Origin of the sequence: Salinigranum salinum (assembly GCF_009176545.1) — an archaeon.
In the GTDB taxonomy this organism is placed as follows: Archaea; Halobacteriota; Halobacteria; order Halobacteriales; family Haloferacaceae; genus Salinigranum; species Salinigranum salinum.
In genome coordinates this window covers 118,643-144,870 of the sequence record NZ_VTOJ01000001.1, presented here as the reverse complement: position 1 = coordinate 144,870, position 26,228 = coordinate 118,643, and the positions used below count along the sequence as shown (strand labels likewise).

25 protein-coding genes, 1 tRNA gene and 1 pseudogene are annotated in these 26,228 nt (G+C 64.4%); 16 read left to right on the top strand and 11 right to left on the bottom strand.

Annotated elements, in window-relative coordinates; all coding sequences use genetic code 11:
* The first annotated feature begins 26 nt into the window (after positions 1-26).
* Entirely contained in the window at positions 27-767 is a 741-nt protein-coding gene (locus FZP69_RS00655) for a bacteriorhodopsin (RefSeq protein ID WP_152039473.1), read from the top strand.
* Positions 768-868: 101 nt separating this feature from the next.
* On the opposite strand, the gene FZP69_RS00650 is transcribed toward FZP69_RS00655, so the two are convergent.
* Both FZP69_RS00650 and FZP69_RS00645 read right to left on the bottom strand, forming a co-directional pair.
* Positions 869-1,111, bottom strand: coding sequence for a ferredoxin (locus FZP69_RS00650; protein ID WP_152039472.1), 243 nt, complete (start codon positions 1,109-1,111; stop codon positions 869-871).
* A gap of 174 nt (positions 1,112-1,285) precedes the next feature.
* Positions 1,286-1,711, bottom strand: a complete 426-nt coding sequence (locus FZP69_RS00645) for an ester cyclase (RefSeq protein ID WP_152039471.1) — start codon at positions 1,709-1,711, stop codon at positions 1,286-1,288.
* Between the two features lie 213 nt (positions 1,712-1,924).
* On the opposite strand from FZP69_RS00645, the gene FZP69_RS00640 reads away from it, so the two are divergent.
* The 6 genes from FZP69_RS00640 (at position 1,925) to FZP69_RS22220 (ending at position 7,341) form a co-directional block, all read left to right on the top strand.
* Positions 1,925-4,438 carry an ATP-dependent DNA helicase gene (locus FZP69_RS00640; protein WP_152039470.1) on the top strand — a complete coding sequence of 838 codons (2,514 nt, stop codon included), beginning with the start codon at positions 1,925-1,927 and terminating at the stop codon, positions 4,436-4,438.
* On the top strand, positions 4,435-4,977 hold the full coding sequence (gene cgi121 / locus FZP69_RS00635; RefSeq protein ID WP_152039469.1) for a KEOPS complex subunit Cgi121: 543 nt from the start codon (positions 4,435-4,437) through the stop codon (positions 4,975-4,977). The genes FZP69_RS00640 and cgi121 overlap by 4 nt, the downstream gene beginning before the upstream one ends.
* A 104-nt stretch (positions 4,978-5,081) precedes the next feature.
* On the top strand, positions 5,082-5,513 hold the full coding sequence (locus tag FZP69_RS00630; RefSeq protein ID WP_152039468.1) for a hypothetical protein: 432 nt from the start codon (positions 5,082-5,084) through the stop codon (positions 5,511-5,513).
* Between the two features lie 101 nt (positions 5,514-5,614).
* Positions 5,615-5,797, top strand: coding sequence for a hypothetical protein (locus FZP69_RS00625; RefSeq protein WP_152039467.1), 183 nt, complete (start codon positions 5,615-5,617; stop codon positions 5,795-5,797).
* A gap of 168 nt (positions 5,798-5,965) precedes the next feature.
* Positions 5,966-6,907 carry a winged helix-turn-helix domain-containing protein gene (locus FZP69_RS00620; RefSeq protein WP_152039466.1) on the top strand — a complete coding sequence of 314 codons (942 nt, stop codon included), beginning with the start codon at positions 5,966-5,968 and terminating at the stop codon, positions 6,905-6,907.
* Positions 6,908-7,164: 257 nt separating this feature from the next.
* Positions 7,165-7,341 carry a hypothetical protein gene (locus FZP69_RS22220; protein ID WP_192918407.1) on the top strand — a complete coding sequence of 59 codons (177 nt, stop codon included), beginning with the start codon at positions 7,165-7,167 and terminating at the stop codon, positions 7,339-7,341.
* A 67-nt stretch (positions 7,342-7,408) separates the two neighbouring features.
* Here the strand turns inward: FZP69_RS22220 and FZP69_RS00615 are convergent, their stop codons facing one another.
* Entirely contained in the window at positions 7,409-8,239 is an 831-nt protein-coding gene (locus FZP69_RS00615) for a helix-turn-helix transcriptional regulator (RefSeq protein ID WP_152039465.1), read from the bottom strand.
* A 1,001-nt stretch (positions 8,240-9,240) separates the two neighbouring features.
* Between FZP69_RS00615 and FZP69_RS00610 the strand changes: the two genes are divergently transcribed.
* The 4 genes and pseudogenes from FZP69_RS00610 to FZP69_RS00595 all read left to right on the top strand — a co-directional run bounded on the left by FZP69_RS00610 (position 9,241) and on the right by FZP69_RS00595 (position 13,074).
* Positions 9,241-9,681 (top strand): YybH family protein, encoded by a 441-nt coding sequence (locus tag FZP69_RS00610; protein ID WP_152039464.1) that lies wholly within the window; start codon positions 9,241-9,243, stop codon positions 9,679-9,681.
* A gap of 393 nt (positions 9,682-10,074) precedes the next feature.
* Positions 10,075-10,398, top strand: a pseudogene (locus FZP69_RS00605) (DUF6176 family protein); the annotation flags it as partial.
* A 33-nt stretch (positions 10,399-10,431) separates the two neighbouring features.
* Positions 10,432-11,904 carry a serine hydrolase domain-containing protein gene (locus FZP69_RS00600; protein WP_152039463.1) on the top strand — a complete coding sequence of 491 codons (1,473 nt, stop codon included), beginning with the start codon at positions 10,432-10,434 and terminating at the stop codon, positions 11,902-11,904.
* Between the two features lie 198 nt (positions 11,905-12,102).
* Entirely contained in the window at positions 12,103-13,074 is a 972-nt protein-coding gene (locus FZP69_RS00595) for a CPBP family intramembrane glutamic endopeptidase (RefSeq protein ID WP_152039462.1), read from the top strand.
* Positions 13,075-13,319: 245 nt separating this feature from the next.
* Here the strand turns inward: FZP69_RS00595 and FZP69_RS00590 are convergent, their stop codons facing one another.
* Positions 13,320-14,138 (bottom strand): CPBP family intramembrane glutamic endopeptidase, encoded by an 819-nt coding sequence (locus tag FZP69_RS00590; RefSeq protein WP_152039461.1) that lies wholly within the window; start codon positions 14,136-14,138, stop codon positions 13,320-13,322.
* Between the two features lie 224 nt (positions 14,139-14,362).
* Between FZP69_RS00590 and FZP69_RS00585 the strand changes: the two genes are divergently transcribed.
* A complete protein-coding gene (locus FZP69_RS00585) occupies positions 14,363-15,061 on the top strand; it encodes a CPBP family intramembrane glutamic endopeptidase (protein ID WP_192918406.1) in 699 nt (232 codons plus the stop codon).
* Positions 15,062-15,089: 28 nt separating this feature from the next.
* Here the strand turns inward: FZP69_RS00585 and FZP69_RS00580 are convergent, their stop codons facing one another.
* A complete protein-coding gene (locus tag FZP69_RS00580) occupies positions 15,090-15,878 on the bottom strand; it encodes a CPBP family intramembrane glutamic endopeptidase (RefSeq protein ID WP_192918405.1) in 789 nt (262 codons plus the stop codon).
* A 134-nt stretch (positions 15,879-16,012) separates the two neighbouring features.
* Positions 16,013-16,810, bottom strand: coding sequence for a CPBP family intramembrane glutamic endopeptidase (locus tag FZP69_RS00575; protein WP_152039458.1), 798 nt, complete (start codon positions 16,808-16,810; stop codon positions 16,013-16,015).
* A gap of 202 nt (positions 16,811-17,012) precedes the next feature.
* Here FZP69_RS00575 and FZP69_RS00570 point away from each other — a divergent pair, with 202 nt between their 5' ends.
* On the top strand, positions 17,013-17,741 hold the full coding sequence (locus FZP69_RS00570) for an alpha/beta fold hydrolase (RefSeq protein ID WP_152039457.1): 729 nt from the start codon (positions 17,013-17,015) through the stop codon (positions 17,739-17,741).
* A gap of 171 nt (positions 17,742-17,912) precedes the next feature.
* Here FZP69_RS00570 and FZP69_RS00565 read toward each other — a convergent pair whose 3' ends face one another.
* Together FZP69_RS00565 and FZP69_RS00555 are read right to left on the bottom strand one after the other, a co-directional pair.
* A complete protein-coding gene (locus FZP69_RS00565) occupies positions 17,913-18,737 on the bottom strand; it encodes a CPBP family intramembrane glutamic endopeptidase (RefSeq protein ID WP_152039456.1) in 825 nt (274 codons plus the stop codon).
* Between the two features lie 816 nt (positions 18,738-19,553).
* Positions 19,554-19,626 (bottom strand) — tRNA-Gln (locus FZP69_RS00555).
* Between the two features lie 231 nt (positions 19,627-19,857).
* On the opposite strand from FZP69_RS00555, the gene FZP69_RS00550 reads away from it, so the two are divergent.
* Positions 19,858-20,436: an IMP cyclohydrolase gene (locus FZP69_RS00550; protein WP_152039454.1), complete on the top strand. Its 579-nt coding sequence runs from the start codon at positions 19,858-19,860 to the stop codon at positions 20,434-20,436.
* 215 nt (positions 20,437-20,651) lie between these two features.
* On the opposite strand, the gene FZP69_RS00540 is transcribed toward FZP69_RS00550, so the two are convergent.
* On the bottom strand, positions 20,652-21,437 hold the full coding sequence (locus tag FZP69_RS00540) for an Sjogren's syndrome/scleroderma autoantigen 1 family protein (RefSeq protein ID WP_152039453.1): 786 nt from the start codon (positions 21,435-21,437) through the stop codon (positions 20,652-20,654).
* Positions 21,438-21,575: 138 nt separating this feature from the next.
* On the opposite strand from FZP69_RS00540, the gene mdh reads away from it, so the two are divergent.
* Both mdh and FZP69_RS00530 read left to right on the top strand, forming a co-directional pair.
* The gene (gene mdh / locus FZP69_RS00535; protein ID WP_152039452.1) at positions 21,576-22,499 is read left to right on the top strand and encodes a malate dehydrogenase; all 924 of its coding nucleotides are present in this window, start codon (positions 21,576-21,578) and stop codon (positions 22,497-22,499) included.
* Between the two features lie 159 nt (positions 22,500-22,658).
* A complete protein-coding gene (locus FZP69_RS00530; protein ID WP_152039451.1) occupies positions 22,659-23,651 on the top strand; it encodes a CPBP family glutamic-type intramembrane protease in 993 nt (330 codons plus the stop codon).
* A gap of 28 nt (positions 23,652-23,679) precedes the next feature.
* Here the strand turns inward: FZP69_RS00530 and FZP69_RS00525 are convergent, their stop codons facing one another.
* Positions 23,680-25,416, bottom strand: coding sequence for an excinuclease ABC subunit C (locus FZP69_RS00525; protein WP_152039450.1), 1,737 nt, complete (start codon positions 25,414-25,416; stop codon positions 23,680-23,682).
* A 126-nt stretch (positions 25,417-25,542) separates the two neighbouring features.
* Positions 25,543-26,046 carry a DUF7344 domain-containing protein gene (locus FZP69_RS00520; RefSeq protein ID WP_449329017.1) on the bottom strand — a complete coding sequence of 168 codons (504 nt, stop codon included), beginning with the start codon at positions 26,044-26,046 and terminating at the stop codon, positions 25,543-25,545.
* Positions 26,047-26,228: the final 182 nt, after the last annotated feature.

The window sequence follows — 26,228 nt, the reverse complement described above, 5'->3', positions numbered from 1 at the left end:
GGGAAACTCCCTAGCCGGGAACGGGTATGGCAACTCCAGGTGCAGGCCTCGAATCGATTTCGCTGTGGATCGGCACGATCGGGATGACGCTCGGCACCCTGTACTTCGTCGCACAGGGATGGTCCGTCCGTGACCCCGACCAGCAAGAGTACTACATCATCACCATCTTCATTCCCGCTATCGCGGCGGCGTCGTACTTCGCGATGGCGTCGGGCTTCGGCCTCGTCGAAGTCCCAGTAGAGGGGCTCGGCACGCTCGACATCTACTGGGCCCGGTACGCCGACTGGCTGTTCACCACGCCGTTGCTCCTGCTCGACCTCGCACTGTTGGCAGGAGCCGATCGGAACACGATCTACACCCTCGTCGGGCTCGACGTGTTCATGATCGTGACGGGCCTCGTGGGCGCGCTGGCCCGCGAGGGACAGGTGTTCCGGATCATCTGGTGGGCGATCAGCACCGGTGCGCTCCTAGTGCTCCTGTACTTCCTGCTCGGCTCGCTGTCGGAGCAGGCCAGCCGCCAGGCCGGTGAGGTCGGCGCGCTGTTCAGTCGGCTCAGGAACCTGATACTCGTCCTCTGGTCGGCGTATCCAGTGGTGTGGATACTCGGTACGGAGGGCGGCTTCGCGATCATCCCGCTGGGCGTCGAGACGGCGGCGTTCATGGTGCTCGACCTCTCGGCGAAGGTCGGCTTCGGGTTCATCCTGCTCCAGAGCCGCGACGTCCTCAGTGCGGCGAAGTCGACGGGCGCGTCGGCGACCGCGGACTGATCGGATCGCGAACACTCGACCCCCACGGGTCGGACGGCGGTTCCGTTTTTTCGAGACACCGTGGACGGTGAGCGACGGCCACGACGTCGGGAGTCGACGGATCAGACGATCTGTTCGCCGTCGTCGTCGAACAGTTTGATCGCGTCGACGGGACAGACCCGGGCGGCGTACTCGGCGTCGAACTCGGCGTCCTCGGGTACCTCGCGCACGAAGACGTCCGCCTCGCGCTCCTCGCTCCCAACGAGGTCGGCCTTCCCCTCGTCGAGGTTCTTCTCGAACGCGTCCCACTCGTCGACGCACTGGAACATCCCGATACAGGTGTCGCGGTCGTACTCGATGTGCATGAACGGGGTAACGCGGCGAACGGTATAGACGTGGCGCCACGGCAGAGCCGTCGGCCGCGTCGCGTGCACCCAGGGGACGCACACGGCCACGTCGTCGGTTGTCACTGTCGCATCCTTCCGGACGGGGAGACGTCGGACACCCTGGAGCGTCGGGTCCCGTCGTCGAAACGTGGGTTACGGCCTCGGAACGGCGCCGATCTGTTGCATGATGCCGAGGGCGTCGTAGTTGATCCACCCCTCGGCGATCCGTCCGTCCTCGAACCGGTAGAGCACCATCCCGGTCGCGTCGACGGACTCGCCGGTCGCCTCGACCCCCATGAGTTCGCCCTCGTGGGTCATCGTGACGTCGTACTGGACGAGAACCCTGTCGTCCTCACCGAGGCACGCGCGGACCTGTTTGTCCATATCGGGGAACGCCGTCCGGAACGCCGAGACGGCCTCGACGTACCCGTCGTAGTCGAGCGGTTCCGGCATCGCTCCGTGGTAGACGAACTCCGCCGTGTACCATGCGGGATCGAACGATCCCCCGTTCCACGCGCTCGCGAACTCCTCCCGGGCGAGTTCCTTGTTCTGCTCCGTGACGTCCGCATGTATAGCCATCTCACTACTCCTCACTCTACGAGGACATGTAACATGATGAATCAGTATGGACGTGTGTTAGCAACAGTGAGCGACACCGGTGTCGACGTGTGTTACCTGAGAGGACCGGGCGCTCGAGGGACCGGGTTCGAGTGCCCGACCGACGAGCGCCGGTCGGGAGAGCGTTCCGGTCGACCCGAAACTTAAAACCGGGAACGGAGCCAAGCGAAGCCAATGAACCCCGCCGACGTCCCCGGCCTGCCCGACGGCGTCGCCGACCGCCTCCGCGACGAGGGGATCGAGGAGCTGTACCCGCCACAGGCCGAAGCCGTCGAGAAGGGCGTCACCACGGGTGAGAACGTCGTGGCCGCGGTCCCCACGGCGTCGGGCAAGACGCTCGTCGCGGAACTCGCGATGCTCTCGTCGGTCCAGCGGGGTGGGAAGGCGCTGTACATCGTCCCCTTGCGCGCGCTCGCCTCGGAGAAGAAACGCGAGTTCGAGCGCTGGGGAGCCCTGGGAGTAGACGTCGGCGTCTCCACCGGGAACTACGAGTCGAGCGGCGAGTGGCTCGCCTCGCGGGACGTCATCGTCGCCACGTCGGAGAAGGTCGACTCCCTCGTCAGGAACGACGCGCCGTGGGTCGACCAGCTCACCTGCGTCGTCGCCGACGAGGTCCACCTCGTCGACGACCGCAACCGGGGGCCGACGCTCGAGGTGACGCTCGCGAAGCTCCGCCGCATCAACCCCGGCCTGCAGGTCGTCGCCCTCTCGGCCACCGTGGGCAACGCCGACGAGATCGCCGACTGGCTCGACGCGGCGCTCGTCGACTCCGACTGGCGGCCCATCGACCTCCGGACGGGGGTCCACTACGGCAACGCCATCACGTTCGCCGACGGCTCACAGCGGGAGGTCCCCGCCGAGGGGAAGCGGCAGACACCTGCGCTCGTCGCCGATACCCTCGACGAGGGCGGCTCGACGCTAGTGTTCGTCAACTCCCGGCGGAACGCAGAGGCGGCCGCCCGTCGGCTGAGCGGCGTCACCGAGAAGCGGCTCACGGGCGACGAACGGGCCGCCCTCCGGGAACTCGCCGACGAGATCGAGAGCGTTTCCGACACGGAGACGTCGACGGACCTCGCGCGCGTCGTGCGGAAGGGAGCGGCGTTCCACCACGCGGGGCTCGCGGCCGAACACCGGACGCTGATCGAGGACGCGTTCCGCGACCGCCTCGTCAAATGCGTCTGTGCCACCCCCACCCTCGCCGCGGGCGTCAACACGCCCTCGCGCCGGGTGATCGTCCGCGACTGGCAGCGCTACGACGGCTCGTACGGCGGGATGAAACCCCTCGACGTGCTCGAGGTCCACCAGATGATGGGCCGGGCGGGACGCCCCGGACTCGACCCGTACGGCGAGGCGGTGTTGCTGGCGTCGGATTACGACACGCGCGACGAACTGTTCGAGCGGTACGTCTGGGCCGACCCCGAACCCGTGCGCTCGAAACTGGCCGCCGAACCCGCCATGCGGACGCACCTGCTCGCGACCGTGGCGTCGGGCTTCGCCCACACCCGGTCCGGGCTCCTCCAGTTCCTCGACCGGACGCTGTACGCGACCCAGACCGACGACTCCGACCGGCTGGAACAGGTGACCGACACCGTCCTCGACTACCTGGCGGCGAACGACTTCCTCACGCGCGAGCGTGACGACGAGGGCGACGTCCGACTCAAAGCCACGGACCTCGGCCACACCGTCTCCAGACTGTACCTCGACCCGATGAGCGCGGCCGAGATCGTCGACGGACTGGCGTGGGCCGACGAGCACGAGGCAGAGATGCGCCGGAAGCTCGCCGGCGACGCGGGAGTCTCCGCCGACGGCCCGGCCCGGACGTCGACCGGCGTGTCGGCGGCCGACGGCGACGCGAACACCGAATTCCAGCCAGCCAGTGACCTCGTCGCCGCCGATGGTGACGCCAGACCCGGGGACGATCACGCGGACGACCACGGGACGGAAAACGGAGAGGCGGACGAGTCAGAACGGACCTACCCGACCCCGCTCGGTCTCTACCACCTCGTCTGCCGAACCCCGGACATGTACCAGCTCTACCTGAAATCCGGCGACCGCGAGACGTACACGGAGGAGTGTTACGAGCGGGAGGCCGAACTGCTCGGGCGGACGCCCTCGGAGTACGCCGACAGCGACTTCGAGGCGTGGCTCTCGGCGCTGAAGACGGCCCGGCTGCTCGAAGACTGGGCGAACGAGGTCGACGAGGACCGTATCACGGAGCGCTACGGCGTCGGCCCGGGCGACGTTCGGGGGAAGGTGGAGACGGCCGAGTGGCTCCTCGGTGCCGCGGAGCGGATCGCCGGCGACCGCGGCTTCGACGCCGTCGCCGTCCGCGAGGCGAAAAAGCGCGTCGAGTACGGCGTCCGCGAGGAACTGCTCGACCTCGCCGGCGTGCGGAACGTGGGGCGAAAGCGGGCGCGACGGCTGTACGAGGCCGGCATCGAGACCCGCGCGGACCTCCGCGCGGCCGACAAGGGCCGGGTACTGGGCGCGCTCCGCGGCCGGAGAAAGACGGCCGAGACGATCCTCGAGAACGTCGGTCGACAGGACCCCTCGATGGCGGACGTCTCGCCCGACGAGTCGGGCGACGGCTCCGTGAGCGAATCGACGACCGGCTCATCGGGGAGCAGCCAGCGCCGTCGCGACGACGGCGACGGGAGCGACCAGGCCAGCCTAGGTGACTTCGGATGAGACTCGTCGAGGGGATCGCACACGTCGACGACGTCGACGCCTTCGTCGCGTCGCTGGCCGAGATCGGGGCCGACCACGGGGTGACGGTCCAGGCGTTCGACGCGCGCTACGTCGTCTCGTCCGCCCACCTCGTGCGCGCAGTCGAACTCGCTGATCGGGCGTTCGCCCGCGACGAGAACGTCGCCCACGACCGGGCGGTGGAGATCCTCCTCTACGCTGCCGGCCGCCGGCAGATCGACCGCGCGCTCGAGATGGGCGTCGACGCTGGTGAACAGCCCGTCGTCGTGCTGATCGACGGCGGGGCGACGGGAGACGGCTCCGATGGCGACGACGTCGACGTGGACCAGATCGGCGTAGGCGAGGCCGGCGCGACCGCCGCGGTCGAGGCGCTCCTCGATCCCGCGGAGACGCTCGGCACGTACGACGTCGATCGCGTCCGTGACTACTTCGACGTCGGCGAGCGGGAACTCCGGGCGGTCGACGGCGAACTCGCCGACCTCGTGCTCGAACGGGTCGCGCTGCTCGACGTCGGCAAGTGAGTCCACACCCCTCCATTTCGCATCCAGATACTGATAATTCTCTCCCGACAGGGGACGTGTCATCCATCGAAACAGTTTGGTTCGTGGGGCACCTGGGTCCGTGGATGGGACTCCGAAGGCTCCTGTCGGCGGCGACCCGGTGGACGCCGTTCGTCTTCACCTGGCCCCGGCGGTACGTGGGCCGCGGCGACCGGTGGGCGACGTTCGACTTCGACGAGTGGTCGACCACGTACGAGTGGTCCGAGGACGAGTGGAACGGCTGGCTCGACGTCGCTCGACGACCCGACGACACCGTCGACGAGCGGACGGGTGACTGCGAGGACTACGCCCTCGTCGCGGCGTCGTGGGCGCTCGCGAAGGGACGGACGCCGGTCGGACTCGGCTTCTGCTTTCCCTCGCGTGCTCCCGTCCCGAGACACGTCGTCGCATACGACCGCGACCGGGTGTACTCCAGCGGCGAGATCCGCGAGGAGAGCCTCGACGACTACCTCGACCGGACCGAGTACGCGTGGGCGCTCCGGCGACGACTCGCCTGACGACCGACGACCGACGACACACCGACGACACACCGACGAGCACACCGGACCGTGAGAGGAGACCGCGGAAGATTCAACCCGCTGACGAGCCAAGCTGAAGTATGTATCGGGTCCTGTTCCCCGAGGGTCAGCTCGAGTGCGCGCGCTACGAGCGAACCGACCACGGCGTCGATCTCTACGACGAGGACGGCGTCGCGGTGGCGTTCGTCCCCTACGCGAACCTCCACGCGGTCATCGACGAGGAGGGGTTCGAGGACGACGACGCCGAGCCTTCGGTCGTGTAGCCTCCCCGTCGGACTCGCCGATTCGATGGCCGGATCGACTGTCGACCGCCATCTGACCGACCGTCGCACCGGCTGTTGAATCGACGCTCACGCCGACGAGCCACCGGGTTCGGCACTCGTTGCCTGAACCCCCTATGATTACTTGTCGCTCGCCGTACTGTCTGGGGTATGGAACGGTCCGCGGACACTCTCGAGGCCGGTCGCACCTCGGCCGCCGAGGCGTTCGCCATCCTGGGCAACGAGACCCGGGTTCGGACGCTTCTCGCGCTGTGGGAGAGCGAGGAGCCGAGTTCGTTCGCCACGCTCCGCCGGACGGTCGCCCCCGACGACAAGGGCAACTTCAGCTACCACCTCGGCAAACTCACGGAACACTTCGTCGAGAAGACCGACGACGGGTACGTGTTGCGACTGGCCGGCGAACAGGTCGTCCGTGCGGTCCTCGCCGGGACCATCGTCGACAACGACCCGCTGCCCGCCGACGAACTCGGCGAACGCTGCGTCTACTGTGGGGGCCGCGCCGAGATGTCTCACGACGGCGAGCGCATCTCGGTCCGCTGTACCGACTGCGCGGGTGTCGTCGGACGGGAGTTCCCCGACGGGACGTACATGCACTACGGCTTCCCGCCCGCGGGCCTGGTCGGACGCACTCGCGAGGAGGCCGTCGACGCCGCCCACGTTCTCTACGACTCGAAGCTCTCGCCCATGATGAAGGGCGTCTGCCCCGAGTGTGCGGGCCGCGTCTCACTGTCGTTCGACGTCTGTGACGACCACCACGTCGAGGAGTCCGGCCTGTGCCCGCGCTGTGACACCCGTTTTTCGGTGTGGGCCCGCTACGAGTGTGACCACTGCAAGTATGACCGGAACGCCGCGATGTGGTTCGCTGCGCTGAACCATCCCGCCGTCATCGCCTTCTACCACGACCACGGCTTCGACGAGACCATCCCCTTCCGGAAACTGACGTGGGAGAACGCCGAGTACGTCCGAGAGATCACCCAGGAGGTGATCGACACCGACCCGTACCGCTTCCGGGTGCGCATCCCGATCGACGACGAGGCCGTCGTCGTCCACCTGGACGAACGGCTCGACGTCCGGTCGGTCGAGCGGGAGTAATCGTACACCCGTCGGACGCGATCGTATCATCTCGGTAAGAGTAAGATCGTACGGCGAGCGTTTTTCTCCACCCGAGCCGTTCTCGTCATCGGGGATGACGGGGGACGGGACCGGTGGGGGACCGGGGAACGGAGTACGCAGTGACGGGAACGGAGAGAGGAGGGCTGCTGCTACTCACCCGTTCGACCGTTCGTCGCGAGCACTGCTCGCGGGAGCTTCCTTCGAACGTCCACGCCTCCGAGGAGGTCCAGGGCTGCGTGCCGGACGAGGTCGACGTATACGACGACGGTGAAGGGACGAGCAGGTTCGACGACGACCGGCGGGAGTTCGCCGAGCTGGTCGCCGGCCTCCACGAGGTGGACGCCGACCCGGTCTCGTGCCGACCCCGTCGCGACTCTCCGGGATCGGTGCACTCGATTTCGTCTGCTCCTTGATCTCGACGACGTGGGTGTCGAGCCGTCCGGGTCAGTGAGGGTAGCGTCGCGCCAAACAGTTGCGTCGTCACCGCTCGGATGGATACTTACCAGCCGGCTCTGACTTCCGCACGTCGTCGAGAGCGACTCGCGTCGCCCCCGTCCGGTACGAGTCGTACGTCCGGGCACCCCACTCGAGGGACATCTCCGAATCCGTCGTGAGGAACACCCGAAGCTGCCCCCGTTCGTCGTACAACAGCAGTCCGAGCCGTGGATCGGGCTCCTCGACGAGAACGAGCCCGAACGGGAGCCGTTCGGTCGTCCGGTAGAACCGGAAGCCGTCGTGCGCGAGCGAACCGAGGAGTTCGGCCCGATGGTGAGCCAGAATGTACTCGACGACCCGTTCTTCGGTGACGAGGTCGGCGGTCACTCCTCTGGACCGGAGCTGGTCGTTGACCAGATCGATGTAGCGGGCGCCCGTGACCGGAGCGAATCCCCGAACGCGGTCGGAGGCCCCGATGAACCGTTCGAAGGCGTCGAACGGTCGGTCGGGGGCGTGTGACTCGGCGGCCACGACGTCGGCGTCGACGAACACGTCCGGCGGAACATCGACCGACGGGAGGACCGCGGCGAGTTCCGTTCCGACGTCACAGAGCCGAGTGAACCGTGCGATGAACTGGTCGTACTGCTGGAAGGCGGCCCTCCCGAACGTCGTGAGTCGGTAACGACCGTCGACCTGGGTCACGATGCCGAGCGATTCGAGTTCCCGAACCGCGTTGTAGACCGTCGACCGCGAGAGGTCGAGTTCGTCACGGAGGTCACGGATGTCGGACGGTTCCGTGGCGAGCAGTTCGAGGAGGGACGACCGTCTCTGGAGGGCGTTGACCACGTCGAGTGCGGGCGGGGACTCGTTGGTCATGTGTGTAACGTCCGTGGACGGTCCGGAATAAGCCTGTATATCGATCTGCGTTTCGTACACGTCTCGGGACGAAAATACCCGAGACCGAGCTCTCTGGTCGGCGATGCTGGACGATTCCACGACGACGGGACGGGACTGCCGACGCTGTACCAGTCACGCGCCGTGGAGTAAAGCCCGGACGGCATCGATCCCCAGGTGCCCCGGAGGCTGTAGTCGGCCCTCCAGCCACGTCGCATACGGTGGCGTCCCGCCGTATCTGTCCGCTGATCGGTTCTCCGCAGTCTCCAGGGGTCCTCTCTCGGCGGCTGTCGTTCCTGCCGAGCGCACGAACCGACCTCGACGACGTGGGTGTCGAGCTTCACTCCGTCGAACGCGGACACGTCGATCTCGAAGTGGGGTACCCGTCGCTGTCGAGGCGATGAGAGCCGCGACCGATGACTGTCGGACGCGAGAGGAGATCGAACGTGCGAAGCGGGAGACGCGCCGGCGAGTAGACGACCATCCCTCAGACGTCGGTTCGACGAAGCGGGTGAGCGATGGATGGCCAATCCAGGGACGTTCGAGACGGCTCTTTGGGCGGTTCCTCCCCTTGTCGGGGCTCGTCACTTCGGGAGGTCGGTAGGCGCACCGGAATCCCCGAACGCTCGGTCGCTCGTCTCCGTGATCGAAGAGAACGGTACCTCACCGAAGCCGAACGACTGGGAGTGCAGCCTCCTTCGATTAAGGTGGAACCCACTGAGTCGGACGAAATACCAAAATACCTACAATGTTGGCGTAGACCACTGAACGCACAGAGTGAGCCTTGCATCCAGGGACAGGGCGAACGGCCTGTCACCGAAACATGCAGCGATCGATCTCCTCGGAAGAACCGACACGATCGGGATCAGTCAGACACATTTAAATTTTCAAGCGGTCATCGTATAAGAAATATGACTCTCCGAGATAGCACATGACGTATGTAGTTTATATACTCAGGAGTCGTCATTGAACTGAGGTTTGTAATGTCCACGAAACGCGTAGCGGCCGAAGACGACGTCAGAGCAGCATCCGACCAGTTCTACAGTGCACTGGAAGCGATGGCGAACGGGGATGCCAGCTCCATGGGGGATATCTGGTCACACGAGGACGACGTGACGACCATGCACCCGATCGGTGGACGGGAGGAGGGCTGGGACGCTGTCAGAGGGTCCTGGGAGGGAGTCGCGGCAGCGAGCACGGATGGCACGCTCACCCGCAGTGACCAGGTTATCCGCGTCATCGGCAACGCTGCGTACGAACTTTGCACCGAATCGGTGTCGTGGACCTTTGCGGGTGAGCCGATGTCCCTCGAAGGCCGAGCGACCAACGTCTACCGGAAGGAGAAGGGCGAGTGGAAGGTCGTGCACCACCACGCCGACCTCGACGCCTCGTTCGCCGAGATGGTGGCGAACATGGGTGCCTGAGCGACCGACGAGCGGACGGCCCCACGACCGATGCCCGTTTCCCCGACTGAACGGATCTCCCGTCTCCACCCTTGAGTCGTGACGGCGTCTCCACAGGAGGGAGCGACCGTGCTGCAGACACCCTTTATTTTGACCCACAGGTCCGTTCTTCGCCCATAGAGCCATGCTACTAAAACTAGAGTCATTCGCCCAGACTGGGCGATTACTGTAGTTCCTGCTCATGCATTCGATATTTTTGGCCTTGTGAAAACTCCTCAATCGGTGATAGCTCTCAGCAGTCCTGCTGAATACAGAGCACGAGTCGGTCAACGTCTCTGTACCTCAGCTGGTCGGCCCTTACCACGCTGGAACCGGAAGCCACGGGGGATGTCCGAAGTATAGCTCCTCCGCTATCGACTCAAAGAGGGGAAACGAGAGCGACTGTACGAGTGGATGGAAACGGCCACCTCTCGACGGAACGAGCCAGTCGCCACACTCCAAGACGAGAACGTCTACTCTGAAGCGGCGTTTCTCGAATCGAGACCTGACGGGGACTACGTGAGTTTCTATATGGAAGCGGAAGACGTCGCAGCAGCGGCGGAGGCGTTCGAGGCATCGACACACAACCTCGACCGACAGTTCAAACAACTGTTGAGCGAGGTGGTCGCGCACGACCAACCGGACGAAGACATCGAACCGCTCTATCACGTGATGAATGCGTTCGGTCCCATACTTTGATTGAGACGTAGCGAGTAAATCAGAAGACTTGGGATGGAGTTGGCAAAACTGTACGGGGGTGCGGTGTTTGTAGCTGTTGCAGTCTGGGTCGGAAGGATCCAACCAGCGACCGGAACGAGAACGGTTGCTGGAGCAACTCTTGGCCTCCTCGGCGTTGGACTCCTGTATTCAGCGACCAGTAGCCTCTGGCGTACCAAAGCCTCCACTGACACAGAGGATGGACAGCGTGAGCCGGGAGTCGAGAACACTGATAGTATCAACGGCACGCCACGACGGCTGGTCTCTCGGGTGAGGAGACGAGTATCCCGCAGAGATCTCCTGAAGTCCACTCTTGCAATTCCTGCCGCGCTCTCGGTAGCCGCCACACTGTGGGCTGCCATCGCGACGGTCGTCTACCCGAGACAGTACGTTCGGCGTGTGTTGACGTGGCGGGAGTCCGATGTGTGGGACTATCTCGACAACTTCCCGCAACGACAGCTCAAAGCTGCAGCTTCGCCCACTCAGTTCGAAGACGCACCTGGCGAAAATCGTGTCGCAGACACCTTCGAAGAAGTCCTTTCGACTGATGATCTCGAAACCTTCCTCGCCGAAACCACGACGCAGGCGTTCATCGTGGTCGAGAACGGTCGCATCGTGTACGAGTCGTACTTCAACGAGTGGCATCGTGATTCGATGGTCACGTCGTTCTCGGTCGCGAAGTCGTTCGTTTCGACGCTCGTCGGAATCGCGATCGAAGAGGGACACATCGGGAGCCTTGACGATCCGATAACTGAGTACCTCCCCGAGCTCACCGACCGTGATCCGGAATTCGGGGATATAACGGTCCGACATCTCCTCTCGATGTCATCAGGGCTTGCGTACGAGGCGTCGCGCTGGGGGCTGTTCAACGGCGACGACCCACTCACCACCTACTACCCGGATCAGCGATACATCAGCCTCTACAACACGCGTATAGCCGACTCACCGGGAGAGTACTTCCAGTACAACAAGTACCACCCACAGTTGCTCGGGATGATCCTCGAACGGACGACGGGGATGCCAGTCACCGAGTGGACACAGACCCGGCTGTGGGAGCCACTTGGAATGGAGTTCGATGGGGCGTGGTGTCTCGACTCGACGGACAGTGGGTTCGAGAAGATGGAAGCGGGACTCAACGCCCGAGCGATCGACTTTGCGAAGCTCGGGCAGTTGTTCCTCGACGAGGGAGCGTGGAACGGCGAGAAGATTCTCTCGGCCGATTGGGTGGCGCTCGCAACGGGACGCGACCCGGCCGGGCGCGCGCCGACCGATTCGGAGGACTCGTACTACTCGTTCATGTGGTGGGGGCTCGAGCGGAACGGTGACCCCCCGGACTTCTCGGCGATCGGCGATCACGGACAGTACATCTACGTGTCCCCAGCCAATCAGCTCGTTATCGTCCGCACTGGTGTCGAATACGGTCTCCAATCACGCAGTTGGCCAGACGTGTTTCACCAGGTCGCCGGGGAACTATCGAACGAGTCCTAACCCACTTTGTATCGCATAGCGGTACGAACGAATCACGATCTTGAATCGTGAAGTCCGTGGGGTTGCGAATCGACCCGATTCCGTGCACGAGCCTCGGCACGGCGGGGCAGGATTGGTCGGGACGCTTCGATCGTCGCTACGCTTTTACAGAGGGTGGCAGAAGTGACGGTCGTGTCGATATCGCGTGGCACCGCTCGAGTGTTCTCGCTCGTCTGGCACCGAGACGAACGGCGACTGCGGATGCCGTTTCGCATCTTCACAGCCCTCGTCGTGTTCGTCCTCGTCGGGCAACTCACCGGGAGTCTGTTCGCAGCCATCTCGGACCAGTACCAAGGCGGGCTGTTCGTCGTCTTCGGCGAGACGAACTTTAGGGAGGCGATCCGAGCGAGCGTCAGCCTGTTCGGGGCGCTCACTGCCGTCCTCACGGCGGTCGTGACCGCAATTCTCGTCGACCGGCGTCGGTTGCGAGACTACGGCTTCCGGTTTCGACGGGCGTGGTGGCGCGACCTTGGGTTCGGTCTGTTCCTCGGGGTCGCGCTGATGACGTTCGTGTTCGTAATCGAACTCGCTTTTGGCTGGATACAGATTACGGGATTCCTCACTGCAAGTCCAGGGTTCGCGCCGTCAGTCTTGTTATTCACTACATTGTTGGTATTCGTTGGAACCTCACTTATGGAGGAACTGCTCGTTCGGGGTATCCTGTTGACCAACCTCGCGGAGGGCCTCGCCGGGTTCGGCCCGCTCTCGGAGCGGGGCGGGACCGCAGTCGCCGTGCTGCTTACCTCTGTTCTGTTCGGTGTGCTGCACCTGAACAATCCCAATGCGACAGTGATCAGTAGTGCTGGCGTCGCCTTTGGAGGGGTGTTTCTCGCGGTGGGGTACGTACTCACTGGTGACTTGGCGATTCCACTGGGCGTCCACCTGACTTGGAACTACGTCCAAGGTGTTGTCTACGGGTTCCCCGTCAGTGGCGTCATCCCAGGCGTGCAAGTCGTGGCGACGAGACAGACAGGCCCGACGGTGGTGACAGGTGGTGCGTTCGGGCCGGAAGCAGGCCTCCTCGGCCTGGTCGCCGTGTTTTTAGGCATCGGTGCCGTCGTCTCGTGGGTCCGTTGGACCGACTCGTTCGCCGAGGATGAGGGGAGAATCTGGGTACCGGAGCTTCGGTAGGTCCGCACAGACACCACTGGACAGTGACTTCCAATACGGGAGTCGCCTGTCCGTCGAGATGGGCTGCGATGAGAGCTGTCACCGGCAACGAAGCCATTCCTCAAATGCGGCGAGACCGACACCCCTTGGAGCAGGAGTACGATTCCGATGCCGACCATCGAGAGAGCACCGATACAGCTCCGTGGGTGACAGTGACCTCCTCGAAGCGAAGAGTGGTTCGATGACTATTGTGAGTAATTGATGAACTATGTGAGCACTATGAGCGTCGCCGAGAACGCCACGAGCGTGACGTGAAACATCATATGAGCGATCATCGCTGTTTCGAGCGAACGATGCCAGTACAGCCATCCGAATCCGATGCCAACGACCGCATTGAGAGAAACGATCCGTACGACATACGGCAAGGTAAGCGAAGACGTCGCAGCTGCGGCTGGCAAATGACCGACGCCGAAGAGTACTGAACTGAGGACAAGTGCGGCCCACATTGTCGTCTCGGTGGGCGGGTTGCTCCCGGTTGTATTTCGAGACTGAACGCGCCAGATTACCCACGCGATGGGGGCCATCAATCCCCAGCGAATCAGTAGCTCTTCGGTGATCCCACCGTAGAACAGGCGTATCGGGATCGACTCTGCGAGTGCCCGTAGCGACTCCGCATCCGAGAGGGCTGTGGCAGTCTCAATTGCCACAAACTGCGTGAATACGACATCAAGGAGTGTCGCCACGATGAACAGGCTAACCCCGACTCCCACGGCCTGAGGAACTGAGGTACGAAACGTCTCCCACTGGAAGTCGTCTCGCGTCGCCCAGCTGAATACGTGTGAGTGAAGGTTGATCTTTGGCGCCGTCAACGTACCCAGCGTGACGAACACAGCCAGTAAGACAGTCGAGTTCACTGCAGCGAGAAGGAGGAGTAGGGGATAGGGGAGTCGCGCTAATTCTGGAACCATCCGTACTGTCGGTACCACGGACACTGCGACCACGAGAACGCCAACCATCCCCAGCAGGAACAGAGACACTGTGCCACGAAGTGTCGTTCGCCAATTTGCAGTGGGTGATGTACTCATCTATCGGCTCCACGTGTATGTGACTGTTAAATATCCGGGAGATGAGGGGCGGTGGGTTAGACAGTACTACTTTGATGTTGGACAGAAAGGACGGACTTGTGACGTCTCTCGCATCCCTCCGACAACGGGCTGCTAACCACCGCCTTAGCACGTATATCGCGCTCACATTTCTCGTGACGTGGGGGTTCTGGGGCGCTGTCTTACTCGTTGAAACGTCGGCGACGATGCTTCTCCAACTTATCGGCGGATTCGGTCCGTTGATCGCCGCTGCTATCACCGCCTGGATTGCTGGTGATGTTCGTCCCTGGGCCGCTCAACTCGTCCGCTGGCAGGTTCCATTGCGGTGGTGGGCGTATGCTGTGCTTGTCCCGATAGGAATCATCAGTGTCGTTTCCGTTGGAAGCGTCGTGTTTGGCGGCGGGCTTGACCCAGCACGTATACCGGGGATTGCTTCGGTCATCACGATCTTTTTCTTAACTTTCCTGCGTGGAGGGCTCGAAGAGCCCGGCTGGCGCGGGATTGCGCTGCCCCTGCTTCAAAAGCGATTCAATGCGACCATCGCAAGCGTCGTTCTCGGAGTGATTTGGACCACGTGGCATCTGCCGTTGTTCGTCACACAAGGAACGAATCAAGCGGGTTCCTCTCTCTTTCTGTACGGCATGAGTGTCCTTCCACTCACGTTTCTCCTCACTGTTCTCTACAATAACACACGAGGAAGCGTGTTGCTGGCAATGCTGTTCCACACGACATGGAACGCCATCCAGGGCGTTATCGGCCCTGCCATTACGAGTGCTGGAGGAGTCTCTCCGAACGTGCTCGTCCTGATCGTGCTGTGGATTGCGGCGCTGGGTGCGATTACAGTCCACGGGGTCAGACACCTCTCTAACGACCGTCTGACGGAGATTCCTCGCCCAACACTTTAGCGCACCCGTTGTGCGTAATCAACATGTTCTAACGGGCTTCCGTGGTGATAGACCGACTCCCTTGAGCCTGATTGGAGAGGCCGATCCGTCCTCGTGTCGCTACAGCAACGATGATACCAAGCAATACCCACCCAGATGCGATAATGAGTGCTTGTTCGATTTCTCCAGCCAGAACGAGAGCCGGCGTCGTCCAGAGTCCGATGATGTTGCCCAACGCGTGAGTGAACGCTGGGGCATAGACTCGTTCGGCCGCATTGAATGCCCATCCGTGGAACACTGCAGCCCCCAGCAATCCACAGAGAATCAATGTAAATCCGACCGGTGGGGTTCCCTCGATTACGTGAAGTGGCAGATGCCAGACGCCGTGAACAGCACCAACCGTCAAGACTCCCGGCAACGGTCCGAACCGCGCTTGAAGTGCCGGTTGAAGCGTTCCGCGCCACCCGATTTCCTCGGTGAACCCTCCGACTAAGAAGGTGACACTTACCCCAACAAGGGTCGTGACGTTCTCGATGACGCCGAAATCAGCTCCGAAGACTTGTCCGAGCAGAAACCACGTTCCTCCCAGCACGACGACTTGTCCGGTCAGAGCGAGAGCGACCGTCCGGAAACCGATTGGACGGCCAAACAGATTGTACACTGGTGTGAAGGACCCACTCATCATCCACGCCACAACAAACGCTCCCGCGGTCGGGGCTACCAATCCGACAGCGAAAAACGGGATGAGAAGTCCCCGATCAAGGAATCCTTCAACACCCATATACTCGATTAGTATCAGCGCGATAACGACCGGAAGAAACGCGACCATCAGATACATCGATATTTCGCGCACTGAGAGTGTTGAAAACGACCCGCTCGACTGATTCACTGTCATAGCAGTGGTCATACTCAAATCACTGGCCTTGTTGAACTCTCAGCCGGTGATACGTTTCGAGTATCATTGATCTGGACTCAGAGGAGCACAGTGTCGATAATCAGGTACGTCACGTTACTAAACAGATGAACGACCATGGCTGCCTCTAACCCGCGCTTCCAGTAGAGCCAGCCGAAGACAGTCCCGAGCACCACGGTGGATCCGAACACCCCTGCGACGATTGCCGGCGTCAAGACTGGGTAGAAGACGAGGTGTTCGAGCGCGAACGGAATATCGACGATAATGATCGCAGTCCAGAGCACAGCCGACTTGCTGACGTTGGACCGGCCGCCCGCGCGTAGTACTCGTTGGACCAAGATGGCGGCTCCGGTCACGAACCCGAACCGGAAGATAATCTCCTCAGTGATGCCTCCGTATATCGGCGGACCCAACAACTGAACGGACAGGGGGAGTCCGATGGGTTCGAAAACATTGACGCCCGACGCCTCGAAGACGAGTGGCCCCGTGAGAACAAAATTGTACGTGATCCCAAAAATTCCGAGACCGACACCGACTCCAACCATGGGCACGAGTGACCGTACAGCCGCCCGGGGGCGAAGAGTGCCCGCGAGAGCCGCCTCAATGAACGGTGCCCCAAGTCCTAACGATCGTGCGTATCGGGCTCCGATGAACGCTCCGAAGAAAAGCAACCCCGCCTGCAGTGCGTGTATTGCCGAGGGTAACCCAACCGCTGATGCGAACGGGATGTACCCTACAATACCGAGGCTACCGATACCCAGCATCGTTACGAACAGCCGTGTCGAGAACCCGCCAGTTCTTGCTCCTGCGATTTGCTTGTCGCCGGTACCGGTGAGAGAAGCACCTTCGGAGCTCATAAGGTGTCTATCTATTCTTGGCGTATGACAAATAATTGGGGGGTTAAACGCCACTTGGTTGGACGTGCTGCGTTCAACCTCTGTACCTTGCACGCCTCTTCTGGCAACACTCAGTTAGGTTTCTGCGGTCGTGCTGAATACAGCGCGCGTATCGGCTATGTCACGGAGCACACTTATGTCCGCCTGATGGATTACGTCGGACATGAGTGCACCTGCCGACTCTTCGGGGGAGGTCGGATTCGTGCTGGTTCACGGGGCCGGATTGGATGTGTGGGTCTGGGATGAACTGATCTCGCGCATGCAGGCTCCGACATTATCAGCCGTGTTTCCCGCCCGGGAGGCCGATCAATCCGTGCGAGACGACCTTCGGTTAGCGGATTACACGGAAGCGGTCACCGAGCAAGTCGAGGAGTGGGAAACGTCTCGCGTGATTCTCGTCGCCCATTCGATCGGTGGCGCAGTCTGCATGGAGGTCGCATCCCGGCTCGGAGATCGTCTTACGGGCTTCGTCGGTCTGAGTGCGGGGATCCCGGAACCCGGACAGTCGTTCCTATCGTGTTTTCCCTTCCATCAGCGCGTCGTCCAGCAGGCCATACTACGGTTCGCCGGAACTCGGCCGCCGGAGCGAATTATCCGTGGATCGCTCTGTGCAGAGTTACCTGACGAACAAGCAGACCGCATCGTTACTGAGTTCGTTCCCGAATCGCGCTATCTCTATACCGATCCGGTGGACGGCATCATTCCTGACGTACCGACGCGATACGTTCAGACGGGTGCGGACAAGTCGATAACGCCGGACCAACAGGCAAAGATGGCTACTACCCTCGGAACCGACGATGTCGTCACACTCGACACTGGTCACCTCCCGATGCTGAGCTGCCCCGACGAGGTGGCCTCGGTCCTCGACGAGTTCAGAACCCGGATCGAATGACCGTCGAATCGGGGGTCGCTGGAACCGTAGACCGACCCTCGACATCTCCCGATCCACTATACGCTCCCCGCGGCTGCTGTACTGATGCTCTGCATCTCGCACGAAGTTTCTGACAGTGGTTGAGGAGTTCACCTACGGAATAGTGGAGCCCGTCTCAGTCAGACCACTCGTTCACGTGCCGCGCGACGTCTTTCGTTCACTTCTTCCGTTACCGTTGATGTCGAATTGTCGGCGGATGAGGGCAACAAACCCTGCCAGTGTCACGAGGCCCAATAGAAGACCAATCACGCCCTCGCCGCTGACGAGAATCACCTGTCCAGCGACGAACCCCTCCACGTTCGTGTAGACGTTCCCGAGCACCCACGGATTGAGGATGTTCCAGGTCAGGTGGAACAACACGGGTGGAATTACGCTCCCCTCCGAGAGGAAGTACGAGTATGCAGCCGGGAACGCGGCGGCCGTGAATACCGCTCCCATCTGGATGGCCGCGACGGTGACCGGGTCGCCGAGGCCGGTCGCTTGGGCTCCGAAGTAGAGCGCCGGCAGGTGATACAGTGCCCAGACGAGACCGACCAGCGCAGTCGCGGCCACCGCACCAACCCGCTCGGTGAGCTCGGGCAGGAGGTAGCCACGCCACCCGAGTTCTTCGCCGTACGTGATTGCCCCGGCCACCAGCACGAACAGCGGAAACAGATAGATCGGACCCTGTTCGACGACGTTCTGAACGCCGGGCTGGAAGGTCCCCAGTCCGGTACCGAGCGCGATGACGGCCGCCGCAGCGATGAACACGACCGGGTAGCCGATCGCGAACGCGACAGAGAGGCGTGTTGTCCCTCGGAGCGACTCAATGATGGTAGTGCGTATCGATCGCCCTTGGAGCCGACGGAGGATCAGCGCAGTCACCGCGGGGGTGACCATGATCGGGACGGTTGTGGCGTTCGAGACAGTGTCGGTGATCGTCACTGCAGCGACCGTTCCGCTCACCGCGAGCGTCACGACGACGAACGCCCCGAGATACGTCAGTGGGGTGCCGTCGGTATCGGAGGCGTGTTCAATTGTCACAGTGCTCCGTGGGCCGCGGACCCGAACAGGGCGGTTCCGTGTCGAGTCGAACAGCAGGTTCGCGAACGCGGTCGTCGTTGGGGGACCAGCGTATCACACTGTGAAAACACCGAGTGAAGACGCGAAAAGCTGTCGGCTGTGTCGAAGTGGTAGGAATTCGCGGGACAGCTAGCGTTCGTCTATCGGACTCGCTTCACACACAGTTACCGGTTGGTCGGAGTCCAACGGTCACTGCAGGTCCGACTCGCGTCGACGCGGTCGAACGCCGAACAGCACCACCACGATTCCCAAGAGAACCAATCCCGCCGCGAGGACAGTCGTCGACAGATCGGTGACAGGCCGTTCTTCCAGAACAACCCCGTGCCGAGGATGGCGTCGCGGTCGAACCCCCGACGCATGAGGTGGTCGAGGAGCGCCGACGGATCTGCTGGAGCGTACCCGAGCTGTTTCGTCTCGACCGTCTCCGTGCTCCACCCGCGAACGTCCACGAAGTACTCTCGCGCGGTCGCGACGTCTACGGCATCGGTAGAGAGTTCATCGTCGAGACGAGCGTGGAAGTACTCGATCGCGGCGGCAACTGCGCCGGCAGTGTGCGCTCCAGGAGCCGAGTTCATCAACCGCTCCCACCCGTGGGGTGAGAGCGTCACCGGCTAAATCTTCGTTCGATGATAATTATCCCCGGCGTTTCGAGTCGAGAGGCGTGGGCTCCAACGTGGTCACTCCACGTGTGGATTATGTAGAATATTTGAGTAGTCCCACCAGGATTCGAACCTGGGTCGTTGCCCCCAGAAGGCAACAGGATTGGCCACTACCCCATGGGACTGCACGCGGGAGGACGAGTCACCGAAACAAAACGCTGTCGCTTCATTTCGAGAGTGCGGTCGACTCCCAGGATCCGGACGAAACACGGGTTCCGGTACGAGTGGGATCGAGTAGGTCTCGATCCGCCAGCGACGCCGGACGTGCGTGTATCGTCGTCCACTCGACCCGGAGCCGACGGGCCGAGCGTGTCCACACCGTCACCTACTTGACCCAGAGCTATGCACTCTCGCGCATGTACGTCGGGAGATTCGTCGTCGTCGGTCCCGGACTGGGTGTGTACCGCGTCTCGTCGCGGTCGTTCCCGAACCGTCGCATCGTCGACCGTGCGGGGACGCTGACCGTCGGTCCCACGGCGGACGCCGCGGAGACGGACAACCCGTACGTCTCGTACAACTGTCTCCGCGAGGCGGGCGAGGGAGTCGTCCTGGGCAACGGCTCGCACGTCGACCCCATCGCCGAGAAGGTCGACATGGGGTATCCGGCACGCGACGCGCTCGCGACCGCCCTGCTCGCGCTGGACTTCGAGAAGGACGACTACGACACGCCCCGGATCGCCGGCGTCGTCACCGCCGACGCGGCGTCCGTGGGCATCGTCCGCCGCGACGCACTGCTCGTCGAGGCGGTCGACGAACCGACACTCGTCGCCACCTACGAGGAAGACGCCCCACGCGCGTTCGACTTCGCGGCCGACACGGCCACCGCCGCCGCGACGGCGGCGTACGACCTCGACTTCGACCACCCCGTCTGTGCGGCCGCCGCGCGAGTGACGCCCGATGGCGTCGAGTTCGCCATCGAGAACGGCCCGGAGTGAGTCGGCGTCCGGTCCACGACCGGACAGGCGACGCTGCTGTTCGCCCGCCGTCCACCCGGTAGCTCGCCGATCGCCTCGTTCCCCGACCGAGTGGGCCGCCCGTTACGGGACGACCGTGATAGGGAGCGATTCGGCGCGAACGACGGTCTCGGCGGCGCTGCCGAGGATCGCCCGACCGACGGTGCCGCTCCCGTCGACGGCGGTGAGGATCCGCGTCACCGCCTCCCGTCCAGCGCCGCGAGTGCCTCGGCGGCCTCCCGAACCGCCGTCAGGTGGTCGGTCGCCCGCCGGGGGTCCTGAGCTGCTTCGGCCCGCTCGGCGTGGCGCGTCAGCGTCCGGACCAGTGACGTGCGCGCCGCGTCGAGATCGCCCTCGACCTGCTGGCCCGATCCCTGGTCGCGTGGGGTGGGTGCTGGCGACACGGGTGACCCAGTCGTCGTCGGCACCTCACCACCCGTCAGACTCGTTCCTCCCGGCGTCCCAGTGTTCGACGAACCGTCGCGGGCTGCTGCCGGGGCTTCGGACCGGCTGGCGGTCTCCTCGGCGGCTCGCGGCGATTCGGCCCGGGCGTCCGGAGTCGGCTCCTCGTCCCCGGTCGCCAGCCCTCCTGCGTCGATATCCGCCGCCGCGGACGTCACTGCTCGTTCGTCGTCGGCCGTCCTCTCGCCGTCAGCCGTGGCTCCGCCGTCGCCCTCGTCCGCTCCGCTCGTCCGTGACGACTCGGTGCGCTGAGGGGGTCCCGACTCCGGTGCGGTCTCTGCTTCATCCTGCACCTGTGACTGCGCTTCGGCCTCCTGGGCATGGCCCTCACACGTCGCGCAGAACTCCTGGCCCTGATACCGGAAGAGGGGGTCACCGCAGGTGTCGCAGTGGTGGTTCGTCATCGTCGCGCCCTGCAGGAGGAGCTGGCTCATCCGCTCGGTCTCCTTGCGTTTCTGCCGGTCTCGTTCGTACTTCTCGCGGAGCTTCTCTCGCTCCGCTTCCTTGTCGAAGTCGCTCATACGTCCACGCAGGAGATTGGCGTCGAAAAAGCCACCGGGCCGACCGGCCGTCCCGTGGGTCGGTGCCTGCCGTGTTCGACCCCTGCTGTCAGTAGTTCCGAAGCGTTTAATCGGAGTCCCGTTGGCCTTCGAAGTGGTATGACGAAAGTGAGCGTGGTCGGCGCTGCCGGCACGGTCGGCGCAGCGGCCGGCTACAACATCGCGCTTCGGGACGTCTGCGACGAGCTCGTCCTCGTCGACATCCCGAAGATGGAGGACAAGACCGTCGGGCAGGCCGCGGACACGAACCACGGCATCGCCTACGACTCGAACACGCGCGTCGTCCAGGGCGGCTACGAGGCCACCGCCGGCTCCGACGTCGTCGTCATCACGGCGGGCATCCCGCGCAAGGAAGGGCAAACGCGCATCGACCTCGCGGGTGACAACGCCCCCATCATGGCGGACATCCACGACTCCCTGGCCGAGTACAACGACGACTTCGTCTCGATCACGACGTCGAACCCCGTCGACCTCCTCAACCGCCACCTCTACGAGGTCGGCGACCGCGCCCGCGAGAAGGTGATCGGCTTCGGCGGCCGACTCGACTCCGCACGCTTCCGCTACGTCCTCTCCGAACGTTTCGACGTCCCCGTCCGGAACGTCGAGGCGACCATCCTGGGCGAACACGGCGACGCCCAGGTACCCGTCTTCTCGAAGGTCCGCGTCGACGGCGCCGACCCCTCCTTCTCCGACGACGAGAAGGAGGAGATCCTCTCGGATCTCAAAGAGTCGGCGATGGACGTCATCTCTCGGAAGGGCGCGACCGAGTGGGGTCCGGCGACCGGCGTCGCCCACATGACCGAGGCGGTCCTCCGCGACACGGGCGAGGTCCTCCCCGGCTCCGTCAAACTCGACGGCGAGTTCGGACAGTCGGACACCGCCTTCGGCGTCCCGGTCAAACTCGGCTCCGAGGGCGTCGAGGAGGTCGTCGAGTGGGATCTCGACGACTACGAGGAGTCGCTCTTAGCGGAGGCGAGCGAGAAGCTCTCCGAGCAGTACGCGAAGACGACGGCCGACCTCTGAGCCGGCGTCGGCGCCCCCTCTCGCCCCGTTTTCCTCGTCCGTGACCTGACGCGCCGTCGAGACAGTCCCGCCGTGACGGGAGCCGACCCTCGCGTGCGACCACCGACGAGCCCGCCGCTACACTGAACACGGCCGCGGTCGACGCACGCAACGATACGCATGTCCTCGTCCGCCACACAGTCCCCGTCCTCCACGCCGCCCGCGACCGCCCCCGGTTCGCTCTCCCGCCCTCACACGTTCGAACGCCGTCGCGTCCTCCTCTTCGTCGCCCTCGCGTTCGGGGTCGCGTGGGCCGTCGGCGGACTGATCGCGGCGACGGGTGGGCTCCGAAACAGCCCGCCGCTCGCCGCCGGCTTCTCGCTCGCGACCGTCCTCCTCGCGACCGGCTACATGTTCGCACCCGCGCTCGCGCACGTCCTCACGCGTCTCCTGACCGGCGAGGGGATCGACGGGGCCCGGCGTGTCCTCCGGCCGAACCTCCCCGCGGCGATCCGCTCGTACCTCCTCGCCTGGTTCGCCCCCGCCGGACTCACGGTGGTCGGAGTCGGCCTCTACTTCGCGGTCTTCCCCGGACAGTTCGATCCGACGCTTTCGACCGTCTCGAACCTGCTCCCGCCGGAGACGCCGCTGTCACCCGAACTGCTCGTCGGCGTGCAGCTCCTCGCGGCGCTCACGATCGGCCCCGCGATCAACACGCTGTTCGCGTTCGGCGAGGAGTTCGGCTGGCGCGGCTACCTCCTCCCGAAGCTCCTCCCGCTCGGTCCTCGGGTCGCCGTCCTCGTCCTGGGCGTCGTCTGGGGCGTCTGGCACTGGCCGGTGATCGCGATGGGGTACAACTACGGGGTCGGCTACCCCGGCGCGCCGTGGATCGGAATGCTCGCGATGGTCTGGATGACGACCGCCACGGGGACGTTCCTCGCGTGGGTGACGCTCCGGTCCGGGAGCGTCTGGCCCGCCGCGCTCGGTCACGGGGCGATCAACGCGGTCGGCGGCGTCGGCGTCCTCCTCTCGCGTCCGTCGCCGACCCTCCTGTTCGGTCCGACCGTGACGGGCGTCGTCGTCGTGGTGCCGTGGGCGGTGCTCGCGGTGTGGCTCTCTCTCGCTCCCGAGCGTCTCGATCCGGCTCTCGACCCGGCGACAGCGGCTGCATAGCCCCGACGACAGGCGTCGTGTCGACCGACTACAGGCGTTCCCCGAGCGTCCGTGCCGTCTTCTCGCCCACGCCCGGGACGTCGGTGAGGTCGTCGACCGAGGCCCGCCTGATGGCGTCGACGCTACCAAACCGTCGGAGCAGGTTCGTCCGCGTCTCGGGGCCGATCCCGGGGACGTCGTCCAGCACGGTCGAGACATCGTCGCGGAGCGTCTGGTGGTACTGTACGGCGAAGCGGTGCGCCTCGTCGCGGACCCGCTGGAGCAGGTGGAGTCCCGGGTCGGTCGTCGGCCAGTCGTACCGGTCGGTGGGCGTGAACACCACCTCCTCCTCCTTGGCCAGCGCCACCACTGGCAGGTCCCAGCCGACCTCGTCGAGCGCGGCGAGCGCGGCGTCGAGCTGGCCGCGACCACCGTCCACGAGGAGGAGGTCGGGGTCGGGTCGGTCGTCGCGGCCCTCGACTGCGCGGCGGGCGCGCCAGGCGACCAGTTCGCGCATGTGCTCGTAGTCGTCGTTGCCCTCCGTGAGCTTCTTTCGTCTGTATGCTGCGGTGTCGGCGTCGCCGCCGACGAAACAGACGTCGCTGCCGACGACGGCACGGCCCTGTGCGTGGCTCACGTCGAACCCCTCGATGCGTTCGGGACGCCGCATGGAGAACGCCTCGGCGAGCGCACCGACCCCGTCCGTCCGCGCCTCGGTGCGACGGGCGTTCTTCAGCGCGAGTTCAACGAGTTTCGCCTCCCGTCCCGTCCCCGGAACGCGCACGGAGACGCCCTCGGATTCGAGCCAGGCGACGACGTCCTCGTCGTCGGGGCGTTCGGACAGGAGGATCGCGTCCGGCAGTTCCCGCTCGGCGTAGTACTGCGGGAGGAACGCGCCCAACAGCGTCGCCACCGCCGCGTCGCTCCCCTCGGGCGCGTCGAGCCGGTGTCGAGAGCGGTCGACGAGCTGGCCGCGCTCGGCGTGCAGACGTGCGACCGTCGCGGCGTCGCCCTCGACGGTCGCCCCGAGGACGTCCACGGTGCGTTCGTCGCCCCGGCTGCTGACGGCCTCCTCGCCGCCGCCGTGGAACGCCTCCACCACGGCGAGCCGGTCCCGGAGGTTCGCCGCCCGCTCGAACTCCTGTGCCTGCGCCGCGGCCTCCATCTCACGCGAGAGCGGGTCGGCGAGCACGCCCGTCTCGCCCTCGAAGAACCGCACTGCGCTCTGGACGTCTTCTCGATAGGCGTCTTCGGCGATCTCGCCCGTGCAGGGGGCCGAACAGAGCCCCATCTCGTAGTCGAGACACGGACGGTCCCGCCCGGCGTACTTGTGGTCGGAGCAGCCGCGCAGCCCGTAGGTCTCCCGGAGCGCCTTGACGACCGTCTCCACTCTTCCCTTGTGGGTGAACGGGCCGAACACCGTCGCACCGGGGTCGGGGTCGCGCGTCACCTCGATGCGTGGGACGGGATGGTCGGTCAGCTGAACCAGCGGGTAGGACTTGTCGTCCTTCAGCCGGACGTTGTACCGCGGCTGGTGGCGCTTGATGAGGTTCGCCTCGAGGAGGAGCGCCTGCGTCTCCGTCTCGGTGACGGCGACGTCGACCGTCTCGCTCGCGGCGACCATGCGCCGGATCCGTTCCCCGCGCGGGTCGGCGTACGACCGGACCCGACCCCGGAGATCGACCGCCTTCCCGACGTACAGCGTCGTGTCACCCCCGAGAAACTGGTACACTCCCGGGCTCCGCGGCAGTTCGTTCGCCCGCGCGCGGACCTCGTTCGGTTCCACGGCCGCGCTAGCGCCCCGACGGGCTTGAGGCTTCTCCGTCCGCCCCGTCTGCGGCGTGGACGGGAGCGGCGGCTCGGCGCCTCTCGGTGTCTGTCGGCGTTCGTTCGAAACAGCGGGACGGCGCTCCTACCGGGCTTCCGTCTCGTCTTCCCGCGGGTCCGTCCCGGGGTCGGCGTCGGCGAGGAGCGTGCCGATGATCTCGTCGTACCGCATTCGGGCGCTCAGCCGCTCGTCCCGAGTGATCGCCTCGTGGAGCTTCTCGATCGTCTCGATGCCGAGTTCGACCGTGACGGTCTCCGACGGTTCGATCCGGCCCGCGTCACACTCGGTGTCGACCTGGACCCGTCGCCCACTGCCGGTCAGTGCCACGAGCTGTCGCCGGGCGTCGTAGTCGACGTAGCCCGCTTCCGCGAGCTTCGGCGCGTGGACGTGGTGGAGTGCGACTTCGACCTCCGTGACGGCCTCCTCGCACATCGATCCGAGGTCCGTCTCCTGGTCGGTGACCGCGATCTGTTCCGCGAGGTCGCGGAGCGTCATCGACTCGTGCCGCTGTAGTTGACTGAGCACCAACCGACGTCGTCGGTTGGTCAATACGTCTCCCTGATCCCCCTGGTGCTGACTGTCCCCCATCGTCACCCAAATCGACCGCCTCCGTATTAACTACCAGCCACAACGCGTGGGTATGTTCTCTTCGTTGATATGTGGTCTGTCGGCCGGCACGAACGCCGTTCGAGGCGCGTGACGGGTCCGCCGGGGACTCCCGAGCCACAGGCGATCGGGCCGCGGAGCCACGTCGGAGCGGATCGACGCCG

What these genes read in the sequence shown, in the direction of transcription:
- FZP69_RS00610 (WP_152039464.1), top strand. Translation starts at nt 9,241, where the DNA reads ATGTCCACGAAACGCGTAGCGGCCGAAGACGACGTCAGAGCAGCATCC.
- cgi121 (WP_152039469.1), top strand. Translation starts at nt 4,435, where the DNA reads ATGAGACTCGTCGAGGGGATCGCACACGTCGACGACGTCGACGCCTTC.
- FZP69_RS00600 (WP_152039463.1), top strand. Translation starts at nt 10,432, where the DNA reads ATGGAGTTGGCAAAACTGTACGGGGGTGCGGTGTTTGTAGCTGTTGCA.
- FZP69_RS00645 (WP_152039471.1), bottom strand. Translation starts at nt 1,711, where the DNA reads ATGGCTATACATGCGGACGTCACGGAGCAGAACAAGGAACTCGCCCGG.
- FZP69_RS00650 (WP_152039472.1), bottom strand. Translation starts at nt 1,111, where the DNA reads ATGCACATCGAGTACGACCGCGACACCTGTATCGGGATGTTCCAGTGC.
- FZP69_RS00530 (WP_152039451.1), top strand. Translation starts at nt 22,659, where the DNA reads ATGTCCTCGTCCGCCACACAGTCCCCGTCCTCCACGCCGCCCGCGACC.
- FZP69_RS00580 (WP_192918405.1), bottom strand. Translation starts at nt 15,878, where the DNA reads ATGTATCTGATGGTCGCGTTTCTTCCGGTCGTTATCGCGCTGATACTA.
- FZP69_RS00540 (WP_152039453.1), bottom strand. Translation starts at nt 21,437, where the DNA reads ATGAGCGACTTCGACAAGGAAGCGGAGCGAGAGAAGCTCCGCGAGAAG.
- FZP69_RS00625 (WP_152039467.1), top strand. Translation starts at nt 5,615, where the DNA reads ATGTATCGGGTCCTGTTCCCCGAGGGTCAGCTCGAGTGCGCGCGCTAC.
- FZP69_RS00520 (WP_449329017.1), bottom strand. Translation starts at nt 26,046, where the DNA reads ATGGGGGACAGTCAGCACCAGGGGGATCAGGGAGACGTATTGACCAAC.
- FZP69_RS00630 (WP_152039468.1), top strand. Translation starts at nt 5,082, where the DNA reads ATGGGACTCCGAAGGCTCCTGTCGGCGGCGACCCGGTGGACGCCGTTC.
- FZP69_RS00655 (WP_152039473.1), top strand. Translation starts at nt 27, where the DNA reads ATGGCAACTCCAGGTGCAGGCCTCGAATCGATTTCGCTGTGGATCGGC.
- FZP69_RS00575 (WP_152039458.1), bottom strand. Translation starts at nt 16,810, where the DNA reads ATGAGCTCCGAAGGTGCTTCTCTCACCGGTACCGGCGACAAGCAAATC.
- FZP69_RS00640 (WP_152039470.1), top strand. Translation starts at nt 1,925, where the DNA reads ATGAACCCCGCCGACGTCCCCGGCCTGCCCGACGGCGTCGCCGACCGC.
- FZP69_RS00590 (WP_152039461.1), bottom strand. Translation starts at nt 14,138, where the DNA reads ATGAGTACATCACCCACTGCAAATTGGCGAACGACACTTCGTGGCACA.
- FZP69_RS00620 (WP_152039466.1), top strand. Translation starts at nt 5,966, where the DNA reads ATGGAACGGTCCGCGGACACTCTCGAGGCCGGTCGCACCTCGGCCGCC.
- FZP69_RS00585 (WP_192918406.1), top strand. Translation starts at nt 14,363, where the DNA reads ATGCTTCTCCAACTTATCGGCGGATTCGGTCCGTTGATCGCCGCTGCT.
- mdh (WP_152039452.1), top strand. Translation starts at nt 21,576, where the DNA reads ATGACGAAAGTGAGCGTGGTCGGCGCTGCCGGCACGGTCGGCGCAGCG.
- FZP69_RS00570 (WP_152039457.1), top strand. Translation starts at nt 17,013, where the DNA reads ATGAGTGCACCTGCCGACTCTTCGGGGGAGGTCGGATTCGTGCTGGTT.
- FZP69_RS00615 (WP_152039465.1), bottom strand. Translation starts at nt 8,239, where the DNA reads ATGACCAACGAGTCCCCGCCCGCACTCGACGTGGTCAACGCCCTCCAG.
- FZP69_RS00550 (WP_152039454.1), top strand. Translation starts at nt 19,858, where the DNA reads ATGTACGTCGGGAGATTCGTCGTCGTCGGTCCCGGACTGGGTGTGTAC.